Source organism: Collinsella sp. AF15-51 (assembly GCF_003462845.1).
In the GTDB taxonomy this organism is placed as follows: Bacteria; Actinomycetota; Coriobacteriia; order Coriobacteriales; family Coriobacteriaceae; genus Collinsella.
Genome location: NZ_QRYG01000013.1, coordinates 19,226 through 33,540, shown reverse-complemented (window position 1 = coordinate 33,540; position 14,315 = coordinate 19,226). Strand labels below are relative to the sequence as shown.

The 14,315-nt window shown below is 55.4% G+C and carries 25 protein-coding genes and 1 tRNA gene; 18 read left to right on the top strand and 8 right to left on the bottom strand.

Annotated elements, in window-relative coordinates; translation table 11 throughout:
- The first annotated feature begins 330 nt into the window (after window positions 1–330).
- Window positions 331–404, top strand: a tRNA-Arg gene (locus DWW51_RS07230).
- A gap of 210 nt (window positions 405–614) precedes the next feature.
- Here DWW51_RS07230 and xerC read toward each other — a convergent pair.
- The 8 genes from xerC to DWW51_RS07190 form a co-directional block, all read right to left on the bottom strand.
- Window positions 615–2,123 carry a tyrosine recombinase XerC gene (gene xerC / locus DWW51_RS07225; protein ID WP_117774023.1) on the bottom strand — a complete coding sequence of 503 codons (1,509 nt, stop codon included), beginning with the start codon at window positions 2,121–2,123 and terminating at the stop codon, window positions 615–617.
- A 21-nt stretch (window positions 2,124–2,144) separates the two neighbouring features.
- The gene (locus DWW51_RS07220; protein WP_117774022.1) at window positions 2,145–2,333 is read right to left on the bottom strand and encodes a helix-turn-helix domain-containing protein; all 189 of its coding nucleotides are present in this window, start codon (window positions 2,331–2,333) and stop codon (window positions 2,145–2,147) included.
- Between the two features lie 129 nt (window positions 2,334–2,462).
- Window positions 2,463–2,684, bottom strand: coding sequence for a helix-turn-helix domain-containing protein (locus DWW51_RS07215; protein WP_055158116.1), 222 nt, complete (start codon window positions 2,682–2,684; stop codon window positions 2,463–2,465).
- On the bottom strand, window positions 2,665–3,111 hold the full coding sequence (locus tag DWW51_RS07210; RefSeq protein ID WP_117527800.1) for a sigma-70 family RNA polymerase sigma factor: 447 nt from the start codon (window positions 3,109–3,111) through the stop codon (window positions 2,665–2,667). Before DWW51_RS07210 ends, DWW51_RS07215 begins: the two co-directional genes overlap by 20 nt.
- A 165-nt stretch (window positions 3,112–3,276) precedes the next feature.
- Window positions 3,277–4,131, bottom strand: coding sequence for an ATP-binding protein (locus DWW51_RS07205; RefSeq protein WP_117774021.1), 855 nt, complete (start codon window positions 4,129–4,131; stop codon window positions 3,277–3,279).
- Window positions 4,132–4,262: 131 nt separating this feature from the next.
- Window positions 4,263–5,420, bottom strand: a complete 1,158-nt coding sequence (locus DWW51_RS07200; RefSeq protein WP_117774020.1) for a phage replisome organizer N-terminal domain-containing protein — start codon at window positions 5,418–5,420, stop codon at window positions 4,263–4,265.
- A complete protein-coding gene (locus DWW51_RS07195) occupies window positions 5,417–5,770 on the bottom strand; it encodes a hypothetical protein (protein ID WP_117774019.1) in 354 nt (117 codons plus the stop codon). The genes DWW51_RS07200 and DWW51_RS07195 overlap by 4 nt, the downstream gene beginning before the upstream one ends.
- A gap of 253 nt (window positions 5,771–6,023) precedes the next feature.
- Window positions 6,024–6,404 carry a hypothetical protein gene (locus DWW51_RS07190; RefSeq protein WP_117774018.1) on the bottom strand — a complete coding sequence of 127 codons (381 nt, stop codon included), beginning with the start codon at window positions 6,402–6,404 and terminating at the stop codon, window positions 6,024–6,026.
- Between the two features lie 147 nt (window positions 6,405–6,551).
- On the opposite strand from DWW51_RS07190, the gene DWW51_RS07185 reads away from it, so the two are divergent.
- The 17 genes from DWW51_RS07185 (at window position 6,552) to DWW51_RS07110 (ending at window position 14,218) form a co-directional block, all read left to right on the top strand.
- Entirely contained in the window at window positions 6,552–6,818 is a 267-nt protein-coding gene (locus DWW51_RS07185; RefSeq protein ID WP_117774017.1) for a hypothetical protein, read from the top strand.
- 324 nt (window positions 6,819–7,142) lie between these two features.
- Window positions 7,143–7,448, top strand: coding sequence for a hypothetical protein (locus DWW51_RS07180; protein WP_055261529.1), 306 nt, complete (start codon window positions 7,143–7,145; stop codon window positions 7,446–7,448).
- 147 nt (window positions 7,449–7,595) lie between these two features.
- On the top strand, window positions 7,596–8,090 hold the full coding sequence (locus DWW51_RS07175; protein ID WP_117774016.1) for a hypothetical protein: 495 nt from the start codon (window positions 7,596–7,598) through the stop codon (window positions 8,088–8,090).
- A 604-nt stretch (window positions 8,091–8,694) separates the two neighbouring features.
- On the top strand, window positions 8,695–8,955 hold the full coding sequence (locus DWW51_RS07170) for a hypothetical protein (RefSeq protein WP_055262390.1): 261 nt from the start codon (window positions 8,695–8,697) through the stop codon (window positions 8,953–8,955).
- Window positions 8,956–9,130: 175 nt separating this feature from the next.
- Entirely contained in the window at window positions 9,131–9,412 is a 282-nt protein-coding gene (locus DWW51_RS07165) for a hypothetical protein (RefSeq protein ID WP_117774015.1), read from the top strand.
- 179 nt (window positions 9,413–9,591) lie between these two features.
- Window positions 9,592–9,765 (top strand): hypothetical protein, encoded by a 174-nt coding sequence (locus tag DWW51_RS10235; protein WP_156058770.1) that lies wholly within the window; start codon window positions 9,592–9,594, stop codon window positions 9,763–9,765.
- Window positions 9,755–9,946 carry a hypothetical protein gene (locus DWW51_RS07160; RefSeq protein WP_117774014.1) on the top strand — a complete coding sequence of 64 codons (192 nt, stop codon included), beginning with the start codon at window positions 9,755–9,757 and terminating at the stop codon, window positions 9,944–9,946. Before DWW51_RS10235 ends, DWW51_RS07160 begins: the two co-directional genes overlap by 11 nt.
- Window positions 9,947–9,956: 10 nt before the next feature.
- Window positions 9,957–10,175, top strand: a complete 219-nt coding sequence (locus tag DWW51_RS07155) for a hypothetical protein (protein ID WP_117774013.1) — start codon at window positions 9,957–9,959, stop codon at window positions 10,173–10,175.
- Between the two features lie 5 nt (window positions 10,176–10,180).
- The gene (locus DWW51_RS07150; protein WP_147344053.1) at window positions 10,181–10,417 is read left to right on the top strand and encodes a hypothetical protein; all 237 of its coding nucleotides are present in this window, start codon (window positions 10,181–10,183) and stop codon (window positions 10,415–10,417) included.
- 2 nt (window positions 10,418–10,419) lie between these two features.
- On the top strand, window positions 10,420–10,704 hold the full coding sequence (locus tag DWW51_RS07145) for a hypothetical protein (RefSeq protein ID WP_055262384.1): 285 nt from the start codon (window positions 10,420–10,422) through the stop codon (window positions 10,702–10,704).
- A 13-nt stretch (window positions 10,705–10,717) separates the two neighbouring features.
- Window positions 10,718–11,197: a hypothetical protein gene (locus DWW51_RS07140; RefSeq protein WP_117774011.1), complete on the top strand. Its 480-nt coding sequence runs from the start codon at window positions 10,718–10,720 to the stop codon at window positions 11,195–11,197.
- Window positions 11,198–11,592: 395 nt separating this feature from the next.
- Window positions 11,593–11,814: a hypothetical protein gene (locus DWW51_RS07135; protein ID WP_055168026.1), complete on the top strand. Its 222-nt coding sequence runs from the start codon at window positions 11,593–11,595 to the stop codon at window positions 11,812–11,814.
- A 654-nt stretch (window positions 11,815–12,468) separates the two neighbouring features.
- Window positions 12,469–12,687, top strand: coding sequence for a hypothetical protein (locus tag DWW51_RS07130; protein ID WP_117774010.1), 219 nt, complete (start codon window positions 12,469–12,471; stop codon window positions 12,685–12,687).
- 68 nt (window positions 12,688–12,755) lie between these two features.
- The gene (locus DWW51_RS07125) at window positions 12,756–13,133 is read left to right on the top strand and encodes a hypothetical protein (RefSeq protein ID WP_147344051.1); all 378 of its coding nucleotides are present in this window, start codon (window positions 12,756–12,758) and stop codon (window positions 13,131–13,133) included.
- An 11-nt stretch (window positions 13,134–13,144) separates the two neighbouring features.
- Window positions 13,145–13,441 carry a hypothetical protein gene (locus tag DWW51_RS07120; protein WP_117774008.1) on the top strand — a complete coding sequence of 99 codons (297 nt, stop codon included), beginning with the start codon at window positions 13,145–13,147 and terminating at the stop codon, window positions 13,439–13,441.
- 51 nt (window positions 13,442–13,492) lie between these two features.
- Window positions 13,493–13,705, top strand: a complete 213-nt coding sequence (locus DWW51_RS07115) for a hypothetical protein (RefSeq protein WP_117774007.1) — start codon at window positions 13,493–13,495, stop codon at window positions 13,703–13,705.
- A 9-nt stretch (window positions 13,706–13,714) separates the two neighbouring features.
- Window positions 13,715–14,218, top strand: coding sequence for a 3'-5' exonuclease (locus DWW51_RS07110; RefSeq protein ID WP_117774006.1), 504 nt, complete (start codon window positions 13,715–13,717; stop codon window positions 14,216–14,218).
- The last annotated feature ends 97 nt before the right edge of the window (window positions 14,219–14,315 follow it).

Below are 14,315 nucleotides of genomic sequence, written 5' to 3'. Positions count from 1 at the left end.
GGTTGTCAGCTCGCAGAGCCTTTTGATATTGACTCCTTAGTGTCTAGTGTTGATTCATTCGAGTATCCAATTCTCCAACGAGAGCGTTGGAATGACTAGACGATTTTACGAACTTTAAGTTGCTAACATTCTGCTAACAGATACCGTTCCACAAGTGGATATGGAGTACCGGTTAGGACAGAAGGAAGCATCTGCTTAATTCGTAGAATGCCCGTAGTTACAGCGTCAAGCGGTCATCTGGTATCAGAGGATACCAAGTGCTACCGAATTGCAGGGAGAACTCCTAAGCGCTTGTTGGGACGAAGACCTTTTGCTAACTGAATATGATGTGTCCCAGTACCTCAGTAGGATAGAGGGTTCGCCTCCTAAGCGAAACGCCGCAGGTTCGATTCCTGTCTGGGACGTGCGGTAAAAATCGCCGGAAGCCTGATTTTTCAAGGGTTTCCGGCATTTTTCCTTTTCGGACGGCTGCACCGTTTTCGGCTGGTATTCCAGTTTTCGGTATAGCCGTCTTTCTGTTTTTCCGTTTCTATTGTTTGCTAACAAAAAATATCTACCCGTGCGTCGGGCGCGACATTTGGGACGATTTGCTAACAGCTTGCTAACAACCACTGCTAACGGGCAGCGGAGACAAGAGCCGCAAGTTGCTCAGGTGACAGGTTCTTGAGTATAGCCGCCAGAGCTTCGCCGATATCCTCTGTTGCTGATGATTTCCCATTTTTGGCGGTAGGGCTGTAGAAGTCGGCTTCCATGCGAGCCGCGTTCTCACGCCGGTTCTCGTCTTCAATTTCCGAGTAAACGTCTGTCACCATCTGGGCTTCGGCATGGCCGGTATCTCCTTGGACGGACTTAATATCGCCCTGTGTCAGTTTGAGTTTGTACTTCGTGGAGAGATGGCGGAGCGAATGGAAGTCCACACGTTCGTATCCTGTCGTGTCACAAAAGACTTGCAGGCGCTTTCGGATGATGCGGCTCTCCACCGGATTTCCGTTTTCAAGGGCAACCACAAGATTGTAGTCATGGTAATCCGCTCCAAGGAACTCCTTTAGTTCCTCCTGATTTTTCCTATGCTCCACGAGCATGTGCGCCACGGTTTTCGGAAGCCATACCACACGGGTGCTGGTTTCGGTTTTCGGGGTCTTGAGTACGAGCCTAGTGGTGCAGTGTGGTTTCTGAGCGGGAAACGTGACGAGCACGTCCCGCTCGTTGAGTCTCTGCAAGGCTTCAATGGAAACACGAGCAACCTCCTTGTTGACAATGATGCGAGCGTTGCCGTTTTCAATAGATTCCTCGTCTATGAAAATACAGTCCCATGTGAGACCGGTTATCTCCCCCACCCTGAGCGAACAGGAAAAAGCGAGGTTCATGGCAAGAGCCAGAATATCGTCCTCGACTCTTGGAAGTGCTTCGCGAAACGTGCTCACACTCCACACCTTTCGCTTCGTTTTCTTCATCGTCGGCAGGGTGGCAAGTTTTGCCGGATTCTGCATCATCGGGTCGAGATAGTTCCACTTCATTGCCTGATTAAGCGCAGAGCGGATAACGTCATGAATCTTCTTCACGCCGGAAGGTGCGACACATTCGCCAGTCTTCTTTCGGTTGGCCGGTGGAACGCGCTCGACGGAGAGCAGGTCGTTGTAATACTCTGAAAGGCACTCCGTGGTGATTTCAGACAGCTTCTTATCCCCGATATATGGGTCAATGTAGTTCCTTATCAGTCCGGTTTTTCCGCTGTATGTGCTCATAGACCATTTCGACGTTCCGTACACTTTCACATAGTGCTTTAGGAACTCGCTGAAAGTGATATCGTCCTTTTGCGGCGTTACCGCGCTTTTCGGGGTCGGTGGTCTTCTGCGAATCGGCTCCGAGCCGCTATCGTGCTCATCAGTTCCGTCTTCTTTCCCCGTTTTTGCCTTTTCATCAGCTACTCTTTGGAAATACGTCTCCTCGTTAGGAACGATGACCTGCCCGTATCTCTCCTGATAGAACTCTACAAAGACCTTGCGGCTCTTTGCTTCGCTAACTGTATCCACAGTGTCCCATTTTTGTTTCCGCTCTCCCTGTTCATTTACATACCAGTAGATAACGGAATATTTTGTTTTTCTCTGCTTGATTGCTGCCATATCGAATCTTCTCCTTGTCGGTTAATTTGGTTCCAACCAACTGTCGAAGGAGCTTTTGGATACCCGAATGGCTCTGCCGACGCGGACGTACTTGAACTGCCCGCTCTTCACGAGTGTATAGGCCACCTTGTCGCTGATGCCCAGCATTTCGGCGATTTCGCCTACCGTATAGGTTTTCTTCTCTTCGGTTCGATTGAGTCCCGATGCCATAATTTTCCTTTCCGGGAAAAGGGCACCAGACAACCGCTTGACATTTTTATTATACCATGGCTGGTCAAGTAGTTTTCTGGTATGCTGGTTTTCCCTATTTCTGGTTTTGCTTGTTACAAGTAGCGTCTTTTACGGCTGAAACCTCAACATCGCACGCAAGAGCTTCGCCTGCATAAACGATTTCATCGAGAGGTCGATGCCGTAATCCCAGAAGCCATCCGCGTCGGTGTAGAACCCGGTGCAGAGTCCGTCCATGAAGTCGTTGAAGTAATCGAGCACCGCCCCGGCAGCAAGGGCATCTCCGCCTGTTGCGGCAACGACGGTATCGTAGTCAATCTTTCCCTTTGCCATGCGGGTCACCCCCTTCCGTCAGAATGTCCGCAAGACGGGCGAGCGCACGGGCGCGACGGTTCTGTACCGTGGAGCGCGGGAACCCCATGTCCTCACCGATACGCCTATCCGACCATCCGGCAAAATAGGAGAGCAGGATTATTGCCTGCTCCTCTGGGCAGAGTTTTTCCAGCGCATCCGCGAGGTCTTTATCCGTCACGCCGATAGGCTTTCCGGCGGCATCGAATACGGTTTCCCGCTCCGGCACGTCCTGCCAGTCCGCAAGGCTTTCAAGTTCACTCCTTCTGAGGTCGCAGAACAGCACCTCGCGGTTGCGTCTCCTTTTGCGCTCCCTTAAAACATCCGTCCGCGCGTTCACGAGGGTCTTCCGGCAATAGGTCAGGAACATGCCGACCACTTCGTTACGGTTCGTTTTCTCTTTCGTCATCTTTTTTTCCTCCTTTCGGTATAGGCACGATTTCCGTGCCCTTTCCTGCCAAGAGGAAAAAGAAAGCCCCGCAGCGTCGATACGCTACGGGGCGCGGGGACGGTGCCGGGAAGGAAATCGGCACCAGAATCAGGAAGAAGCGGCTGATGCTTAAAAACCGCTCCGCTACGATTCTATCCCCTCGATTCCCAACTTCCGCTTGAAATCTTTGCGGTTCTTCATTCCGATTTCCCGACGGCGCGAATTGCCGTCGTACTTCACCGGGAACCCGACCTCAACAATGCGGTCGAAGACACGTCCCCACGGGTCATCTGCCGTGGCGTTCAGGATTCTCTCGCGAAAGTCGAAGTTCGTCGTTATCACCATCGGTTTCCCCGCCTTGTAGCGCCCGTCGATAACGTCGTAGACGTGCTCCATGACGTACTCGGTGGAGCGCTGGGCACCGAGGTCTTCAAGGATGAGGAGGTCTGGGGCGAGGATTCTCTCAAGGTTCCCGGAACGCTTCTCGAAGGAGGATTCCATCAGGTTCACGACCTGCTTGATATCGGTCACGAGACAGGAGAACCCGCGCTCGATGACGGCGTTCGCGATGCAGGACGCATGGAAGCTCTTGCCCGTGCCGCGCTTCCCGTACAGGACAAGCCCCTCCGGGTCTTTCGGGTCGAAGGTCGCGGCAAACGCCTTGCAGACGGTGCTCTGAGCCGCGTTCCTGCCGTCATCGGCATCGAAGGTGCAGAAGGCGTACCTGCCGGATGAGGGGAAGCACTGCTTCCTTAGCCGTTCCGTCCTGCGCCTTTTCTCCGCCCGCTCGGCTTCCTCGCGCTGCCTATCCGCTTCCTCCCTCTGGCAGCGGCACATGGTCGGGACAAGGTGCGGCTCCTTGAAGATTCCGCCCGCCGGGAACATCCGCTCGCGTGGCTCCCCGCATTTCCCGCATATGAGGATGCCGTCTGCGTCGCGATAGTCCTCAACCGGCTTTCGTCCGTCCTGCTCCTTGGTTTTCGTTCCGTTCTCGTTCATTTACCTCGTCCTTTCTGCGTCACCCTGTCTGAGAGCCTGTCTACGGGACTTTGTAGTCTTGTTCGGTCGGTTACTGCCACATGACATTTAACGTGTCATAGGCAGGCTCTCAGACATTCTCAGGGGCATTTCTAGTACATATTCTCGTCGATATATCCCTGAGCCGTCTCCCGGTCACAACCCCATTTCGCCATAACCTCCTCGACGGAGGGGATTTTCACGACCGCATCGGCCTTCGGTTCCGTGCGTGCGGGAGGGGTAACGGTTTTCGGGTGCTCGTTCCTGTCCCAGACTGCGGCGAGCTTCTTCCAGTCATCGACGGGCTTGCCGGAGTTCGTGCGCCAGCCGCGCCCCTCGTTCACGTCGAAGAAACGGTCGGGGTCAACTGCGAATCCCATCTTTGCGAAGTGCGAGCGTACTTCCTCCCTTGTCGGGATTCCAGAATCTGTTGCTCCCTCCCCATCAGCTATAGCTGTAGATGTAGATGTAGATGTATTCTTATATCTATCATCTATATTCTTAGGGCGTGACAGATTTTGTACATTGCCATTTTCGGCTTGTTCAGCCGTGCTACCTGCGGTTTCATTGGTATGTGGCGTGTACAGATTGTTGTACATTTCCGTGTACAGCTGTACGTCCATTTGTACACCATTTTGTACAGTGTACATTTGTACATTCTGTACACTTTGTACATTCTGTACACTGCCTTCCGCCTTCTGTACACCGCTTTCTTCCGGGATGGCAGGAGCGGGAAGCATGGCTGGGAGTTCTGAAAGGTATTTGTTGATAGTCACACGGCTAAGACCGGTGGCCTTGCTCATCTCGGTTTTCGTGGCGCTTGGGTGGGCGGTAAGGAAAGCGACAAGTTTCTCACGCTTCTTCTCGGAAGCTGACTTCCCACCGCTCTTTCTTGCACGCTCCTTGGCTTTGCGGCTCCGGTTTCCCTCGCGCATCGCGTCGATTGCCGGGGCGTTCTGGTTGAACTCCCAGTCCGCGATGGCGTAGATGCCATCCTCGCAGATGACAAGGCCGAGCTGCACGAGCGGCTGCACGCATTGCCGAAAGGCGGGAACGGTCTTCTTAGTGACCGCAGCAAGCATCTCGTCGGTGTAGGGAACGCTTTTGTGGAGAAGGAGCTTCCCGGCGCAGCCGCATTTCACCGCAAGCGATTGTAGACGGGCGAAGACGGTGTAGATGGAGTCCGCATTGTCCATCGCGTCGATGAGTAGGGCTTCCTGCGTGTCGAAGAACTCGCTGTAGTCCCTGCGCCACGCTCCTCGGAGCTTCATCGGTACACCTCCGGGGTCTTCTTATCGCGTTCGGCTTCGGAGTAGGCGAGATGGTCGAAGGGTGGGAACCTCGCGACAACCGCGAGGGCATGAGTGTACTTGGCGTGATTCGCCCGGTAGCCGAAGGAGGAGAGCATATCCATGACTTCGGTATCCGTGAACGTGCCGTCATCGGTCACGATGGTGAACGTGCCGTCATCATTTTTCGTGACCGTCCGCGTGTGAATTTTAGCCAGGGCGAGGACGAGTACGGTTGCGGAATCCCCATTCGGCTCATGGTCGATGAGCGTCATCTCAGGTGTCTCGTAGAAGTTCAAGGGGATGTAGTAGTAGTAGCTGCTGAAATCCATGGTGCTCCTTTCTGCTTGCAATCTGTGATTATGTTTTACTATATCTGTCCTGTTTTGTGGACTTTTCCAGCCAGATTTCATGCTTCTTTCACAATTAGACACGCGTTTTCAGATGGTTCTGCCAGATTCGCGTCCCGTGCGACGGTGCGCTGTGCTACAGTAGCGAAAGTCCTTTCTGCCTGTTGCTTTTATCTCGGAGTGCGGGCAGGAGAAAAGGGAGCCTGTGATTTCGGTCACACGGCTCCCTTTTCTGTTACCAGTCGGAGTTTTCGCTATCCGGTTCCGCTGCCTGCAACCCACCATCAGCGACAGGCTCCGTCTTAGCCGTTTTCTTTTTGCGTGCATCGAGACGCGCCTTGGCATTCTCCGGGGTGCTTCCACGGGCGGTGAGCATGTCGCTCACCTCGTCTGCATGGCTCGCAAGGAATCGGTCGAGTGCGTCGAGGTCGAGTTCCTGCCAAGCGCAACCGACGGCGGAGAGCACACTTTCACCAGCGGAATGGGTGACCAGAGAGCGCCACTTCCGGTTCCGCTCGCGAATCTTCTTTTCAAGTTCCTTTTTCTTCGCTTCGAGTTTGGCGAGTTCCGCCTTCTGTTTCTCGATACGCTCCTCGAAATCTTGAATGGTAGCCATGGTTCTTCCTTCCTACTTGACGGCATCCCTGAACAGATTGTGCCATAACGCGCGGAGGATGGTAAGATTCCGGCAGGGCGCGGTGCCGGAACAGGGGTGAAGGCACCGTGCCCCGGTTTTGCGAAGAAAAAGGAAGGAATTGGGCAGATGTATTCCAAGGATACGGGGAAAGACCAGATGCTGATGACGATGGAACGTGCGCTTACAAGCGGGCAGAAGGCAGGCTTCTTCTTCCTCGGCTTCCTCGGCGGCATCGTTGGGATTCTCGCCGCATCCCTGATGAACATCAACGCGCCGTACCGACCGGAGGGAACGAAGATGGCGGCACTCGGATTTGCGACGGCCTGCGTTCTAGGCACCCTTATCGCACTTGTTGGCTGCGTAGGCTCCATCGCGCTACTCGGTGCCAGATAGAGGTGGCAAGATATTGAAGGACTTCCTCAATCAGCGTCCGGCATTCTTCCAGCTGCGCCAATCCGTTCGTGTGAGATGAGAAGGGGCATCCTGCGCGGGTGCCCCTTTTTTCTCTGCATTGTTATGATGGTTTTATGGCTTGCCGTGTTTGTGGTTTGATGGTCTGCTATATTTATTGTTAGTTAGCCAGAAGGGAGCAGAGGGTGGAAAATATGCCTGACAATGTGAAAGACAATCCCGTCGAAAAAAGGGAAGCCCTGCTCGCCGACCGTCTCAGGCTGCATAAGGGTTACAGGCAGCGGTTCGTGAAGGGAAGGAACAGACATGGACGGATACACGCTTTCCATCAGTCGTTGCAGTGGCGGTGACGGGGTGGAGGAGAGCTTCAAAGCGAAGATAAAGCGTCGAGAAGCTGCGCTTGATGCCTTTGCCGTTGCAGAAGCGTACTGCAAGGAAAGTTGGATGGTCTCAAGATGCGAGCGGGAGGGATTTGACGGTTTCATCATCGACCTGTGCTCCGATGCTGAGGATGAGACCATCCGTCTCGTCAGGCTTGTGCCCGACAGCGAGGATGGCATCATGGATGATGTATTCCGTCTGGAATACGGCAGTTGCGAGTATAAGGTTTAGGCACGCCATCGGCGAGTTCATTCATGCTTTTATATGCAGGATATAAGGAGTGTACGGTTCGCCTGTTTGCTGGTATGCCGTTCTGCTATATTTATAGTCAGCAAAGGGGACGGCAACCGAGCTGCCCCATGGCAGGAAGGAAAACCCATGAGCACACCGTCCGTCACCATCCTCAAGAACCTCGTCCTCAACTGGGAGAGCAATCAGATGGAAGAGGAGACCATCGCCACGTTCTATCGCCACTGGGACGGTTATCCCAGCTGCCATGCCATTGATATCGCCAACTCGCTCGTTGTGGCATCGCGAACCAAGCCTGAACAACATATCGACTTTTCGGGAGCGAGCGTGGAGAGGGACATTCTCAATAACCGAAACTGGTGCCAGCATTTCCTCAAGGCGATGTGCATGGCGGATGCCGATATCGAGTTCATCGGGGAGGACAATGTGCCCTCTGCGAGCTACACCTATGTTGTCACGGGCGCTTACGATAACTTCGGCGGCAAGGTCAGCATCGGCGCAGAAGAGTATCTGAGCAGAATCAACATCAAGGTCTACGAAGGAGATGAGAACGGGAATCTCGTGTTTGAGGGCGGAGCCGCTGAATGTCTGGCATGGGCTGACGGATATTGCGGGCATTGCTAAGTCGAGTGAAGGGCATCCGGGAGGGTGCCCTTTTTCTTTGGCTTTTTGGGAGCCGCCCTGCGGGCGGCGTGAAGGCGCGGGGGCGTTGCGGGAACGGGGACTCGGGGGCGGCTTTCCCACCCTTCCAACAGCCTGCGGGTCGGGCTAGGAACCCTCCGGCCATTGAAAGCGCGGAAAAGACTTCTACTTGGCGGAAACGGGGGACAGACCTGCCGGGGTTTCCAACATTCCGACAGGCTCCGGGTCAGTCTAGGAACCCTCCGCCCATCGGAATGTTGAAAACCCCTTCTTCTCGGGAAACCATAGGCCGCAGGCGCGGCAAAGCGGGGCACGCCGCAGCGGCTCGGTAGAGGGCGGGGAAAGGAGGGTCGGTGGCTCCGTGACGGGAGGTTGGTTTTTCTTGGCACCCTACGGTTTCGCGGGGGCTCTCCGTGGCGCGGTCGCTTGCGCTCCCTCAGATTAGGGGCTGCTCGCCCCTAATGACCCGAGTTCCATGGAGAATGCATGGAGTCTCGCATTGTGGTGTGTGCTGGTATGCTATAATACTGGTTATCGGGTAGGCAAGTTACCGGGCTTGCCGAGTAGACGGAAAGGAATCATGAATATGGCGAGATACCACTACACGCGAGAGAACGAAAACGGCGTGGTACTCTATCTGGAATCGGAACCGGCGGAAGATGCGATGGACGAGTTCGACGATGAGATTGCCGTTGGGTTCAGCGGAAACGGGTACCTGAGTTTTTGGACGAGGTGCCGCAGGGCGGCGGAAGCGCTGCCGAATGGTGTCAAGTATGCGGCGGGCGGCAGATGCGTAATCACAGATACGTTCACGGGCGAGGAAAAGATTTGGAGGGTGGGGCGTTAGCCATGGACATTCAGGGCATCCGGGAGGGTGCCCTTTTTGCTATGCATAATATGCAGGATGTATGGAGTTTCCCGCTCATATCGTGTTTTCCTGCTTGCTGGTATGCCAGCCTGCTATATTTGTAGACAGCAAGAGGGACGGCACCGGAGCCGCCCATGGCAGGAAGGGGTTTAGGATGAAGCGTGCGGAGCTTGACAGGCGGATTGCAAACGGGGAAACGCTGGACGATATCGTTCCTGCGCTCATGGATGACGGTGCCGATATCACGTCCTACGATGACTTGAAGCGTTTCGCCATCGAAAAGATTGAAAGCGATGAGCTGTATCTTGCCGAGCATGTCCTCAAGGCGTGCCTAGATGTTGCCGATTACTACGGTTACGATTATTCGATGGGCACATTGGAAAAACCCACTGCTATTGATGGCGTGGAAGACTTGATTGATTACGTGGAAGATTGAGACGGCGGCAGCACGGGGCATCCGGGAGGGTGCCCTTTTTGCTATGCATAATATGCAGGAGGTATGGAGTTTCCCGCTCATATCGTGTTTTCCTGCTTGCTGGTATGCCAGTCTGCTATATTTGTAGACAGCAAGAGGGGCGGCAAGCAGAGCTTCCCAAAGGCAGAAGGGACTTCAAGATGGCTACTTTGGATGTTACGGAGAAGGTCAACGTCCTCGTGGACGCGATTGGCTGGGAGGGTTTTTGCGAAGAGCTGATGGCACGGATGGACGAGGATGCGCTCGATGCCGTCTGCGACCGTATCGCACCGCGTTACGGCGTGGAGCTTGCGGGGAGTCGCTATGCAGCCTAAAGACACGGAGGAGCGCCGCAGGGCAATCGACCGAGTGAACCGGGCATATGCCGATGAGGACTACGATAGGTACGAAAGGCTCATCGAGCGCTATTGTCATAGGTTCGGGTTTGACGGCGATTACGGTCTTTTTGAGGATGCCTGCACGGATGCCCGCATATTCGGTCATGGAATCGGCTAGAGGAGGAAGCATGACGCTCGGGGAGCTGTTCGAGGAGACTTGCATTCAGGGTGAAATCGCGATTCGAAGCTATGATTCGACGGGTACTACGATTGAGCACTATCTAGGCGATGCGGAGGAGTTCTACCCTGACGAACACCCGCAAATCCTTGAAAGGGAGGTCGGCTATATCTTCCCGCTCATGGAGGTCGAGCCGACCATCTGTATCGAGCTGAAAGATGAGGGATGAGCGGAATGAAGGTCAAGGAGTTGATGGATAGCCTGAAAGGGGATTGTTACCGCTTTCGCGTCCATTATCCAGAGGAATGGGAGTTTGGACTCATAACGGGAGCGACTTTCTTTGGCAAACGTGGGCTGGTCTTGCAGCATGGGGAGGATGACGTGAGTTCTTTCACACTGAACCCGTCTTGGCTTTCCTGCGAGGACGAGACGCAGCGTTGCATCATGGTCGAGATTTATTTGGAGTCGTGAGGATGGGCGCGGGGAGTAAGCCCCTGCGCCCGTGGCAGGTCTGCGCAGGGGATGTTATCGGTAGTGGCAAGCGGGTCGAGTACGTGTTCGAGCGGTACGGGGAACTGTACATAAACGCAAGCGACGAGGAGCTTGTGCGGCAGGGGAAGCGAACCTATGGAGAGGAGCTTACAAGGCTCTACGACCTCGACCTTTCCGGGTGGAGGGTCATCGGTCATTACGGGTGCGGGCGCGGCTACGAGGGACGAAGCTGGTATGACATGGGGAAGCCGTTCGGACGGCGCTAGAGAAGGGATGAATATGGGCAAGGAGAAAATCGAGGAGAAGGACGTGCGGCTTCTGCGGTATGCCGTCGAGCAGGTGTTTGACGGGGCGATGAGGGACGGGGCGCTGTCGCTGTTGAACCGTCTGGTCGATTCGGCTTCGGAAGCGGCAAATCTTGAGGAAGAGCTTCTGAACCTCAAGGGGGAGTATCAGAGGAGCATGGAGAACTCGAAGAGAGGGGCATTCAAACGCCTTGATGCTGCCTACAAGCGCAAATGCAGGCGAGAGAAGCGAATGGCGAAGGGGCAGATGCTTTGCGCAGACGGCAAGCCGGTCATGTTCGGTGAGACCCTTTACGGAGGGGACGGATGCGATTGGTTGATTGTCGGGATTGCCGGAGCGTGGTCGTATGACGTGTACGGGCTGCACGTCGCGCACGACGGGAAAAAAGAGAAGAAACCGCTTCGAGCGGAATGGCTTGTCCATGAGCTGACGGATGCCGGGGAGGAGGTTTAGGAAAAGGATGCTGCCAACAAAGAAGCGCTGTCCTAGGTGCGGGCGTGTGCTGCCAGCGGAAGCGTTCAACTTGGTTCGCGGCGGAAGGGAGCTTGCCGGGTGGTGCCGTGTGTGCAACCACCGCTATTATCTCGACCGCAAGGAAGCGGGATTCGTCAGGAAGAACCCGAGCGGGCGGAGGATTGCGCATGGAGGGTATACCGATGCGGTCGGCAGGTATATCGACCTCGGATAGGGAAAGGACGGGCATCCGGGAGGGTGCCCTTTTTTCGTGCAGGATATGCAGGATGTATGGAGTGTACGGTTCACCTGCTTGCTGGTATGCCGGTCTGCTATATTTATAGACAGCAAGGGGGACGGCAACCGAGCCGCCCCATGGCAGAAGGGACTTCAAGATGAAGAACGTCAGGGAGCTTGAGACCTATGGTGCAATCCTTATCGGCTGCGGGATTATGGCGTACACGCTCATGCTTGCGAGCGTGGATGCGCCGGTCTGGGCGACAATCGAGTTTGTTATGGGTACGCTCTTCATGGTGGTCGGCGTGTGGTGCGTCTACCTTGCGGGTATGGAGTACGACTACCAGATGGAAAAGCGCCGCTACCGCAACAAGAGGTAAGCACTAGCAGACCATAACCGCTATCGGGAGGAGTTCGGTCGGTAAAGGAGCTAGGGCATCCGGGAGGGTGCCCTTTTTCTTTGGCTTTTTTGGAACTGCCCTGCGGGCGGCGTGAAGGCGCGGGGGCGTTGCGGGAACGGGGACTCGGGGGCGGCTTTCCCACCCTTCCAACAGCCTGCGGGTCGGGCTAGGAACCCTCCGGCCATTGAAAGCGCGGAAAAGCCTTCTACTTGGCGGAAACGGGAGCTGACCTGCCGGGGTTTCCAACATTCCGACAGGCTCCGGGTCGGTCTAGGAACCCTCCGCCCATCGAAATGTTGAAAACCCCTTCTTCTCGGGAAACCATAGGCCGCAGGCGCGGCAAAGCGGGGCACGCCGCAGCGGCTCGGTAGAGGGCGGGGAAAGGAGGGTCGGTGGCTCCGTGACGGGAGGTTGGTTTTTCTTGGCACCCTACGGTTTCGCGGGGGCTCTCCGTGGCGCGGTCGCTTGCGCTCCCTCAGATTAGGGGCTGCTCGCCCCTAATGACCCGAGTTCCATGGAGAATGCATGGAGTCTCGCGTTGTGGAGTGTGCTGGTATGCCGCATAGCTATAATTACAGATAACAGCAAGGGGGACGGCACCGGAACCATCCCAAGGCAGAAAGGACGGAGCAAATGAAAATCGAGAAAAACGATATGGTCATGGTCTATGACGGGGGCGGCACTGTTCCCCACTGCAAGTATACCGGCAGGTTCGGTGACCTTACGGCATACTGGCAGGAGATTGTCTCGGATGCGGTTTATCTGTTCCGGCTGGGGGAGAGCGAGGAGTGCGACTGGCTGGTTCTCCTCGGCCAGCCTTGGTCACCGTATTCACCGGACGGCATTCGCTAAGGAGTTGAAGGGGCATCGGGAAAGAGATGCCCCTCTTTTTCGATGCAACGCAAGTAGGGAGCGTGGAAATGGATAGGTACGAGGTCATGGCAGGCAAAATGAAGCCATTGACCGACGGGGCGCACCGTAAATGGGGATTCACCGGAAAGGTCGAGACGAGGAGCTATGAGCGGCTGGTCGATGCACTCATTGACTTTGTTGAGACCGGAGACGGCCTAAAAGCGCGGTTTCTCACAGGGCTTGCAGCGTGCTTGGCAGAGGATAGGAAATCTGTCGAGAACCGTGGGTTCGGGGTCGCGGTCAGGAAAGTCCGCTGCCATCGGGGCGAGGAAGGCACGGTCAGGGTATCTTCCGTAGAGACGATGCACGAACGTCGGTACACGGTCGATGATTGGCGATACGACACGGCGGATTGCGAGCAGACCGAGAACGGTCAGAAGAGTTGAAGGGATGTACGATGAGTTCCACGATTAAACTGTATGAGCATAACCAGAAGGCATATGACGCACTCCTAGATATGCTTGGGGAGCGCGACCGTGCCTGCGTCATCAAGCCGACCGGAACGGGAAAGTTCGTCATCATCGCAAAGATGGTGCAGGACAACCCGGACAAGCGGTTCCTGCTGCTCGGCACCAACGATTACATGTTTAACGACCAGATGGCGAACCTTACCGAGATTGCGCCGGGGTTCACGCCCGAGAACCTGCAATTCATGACATACAGCGCTTCTTTGTTGGCAGCATCCTTTTCCTAAACCTCCTCCCCGGCATCCGTCATCTACTGGACTGTAGAGGTCGAGCGTCGCGTGGAGTACAAAGAGAATGAATGGCTCCCGTGCGATGAGTCCGGGAGGATTGATGATGGTTACGGCAATGAGCCGAATGCGACCGTCGCATATCTCAGCTCACTGGAAGGAAGCCGCGAGGAGCGGGCGTTCGAGCTTGCGAAGAACGAGTATCTGGCATGGCTGGAACACAAGGCAGACCGTTATACGACGGTCTACGGCTACATGGATTAGGTGATAGATATGAACAGCATTTGCTTTGACACCGAGACCACCGGTCTTCATCCGAACGGTAGCGACCCGGATGAGATTCTGGCCATCTCCATCATCGGAAGGGACGGCTCCGTCCTGTTGGATGAGAGGTTCCGACCGACCGTGAAGACCGAATGGCCGCACGCGAGCGCCGTCAACGGCATCTACCCGGAGGACGTGGCAGACCTGCCGACTATCGAGACAGCCATACCGCGACTGAGGGAAATCTTTGCAGGGGCAGATGAGGTTATCGGCTACAACGTCGGATTCGACCTCGGGTTCCTATCCGCCGTCGGGGTGCGCCCGAGGGAGGACGCACGCATCACGGACACCATGAAAGAGTTCACGTGGTTCATGGGAAGGCGCTACAAGCTGGTGGATGCCGCCGACCACATCGGATACGAGTGGACGGGCAGGGCGCACGGGTCGCTTGCCGACGCGCTCGCGACGCTTGCCGTGCAGCGATGGCTCGAACAATGGCTCGTAGCAGAGTAGATACGTGCTTAGGCGTGTGAAGAGTTGCTTTTCACACGCCCTTATCTTTGCAGCGCAAGTGTGTGCAATCTATGTGGTTATCTTGCTCTCTGGGTTG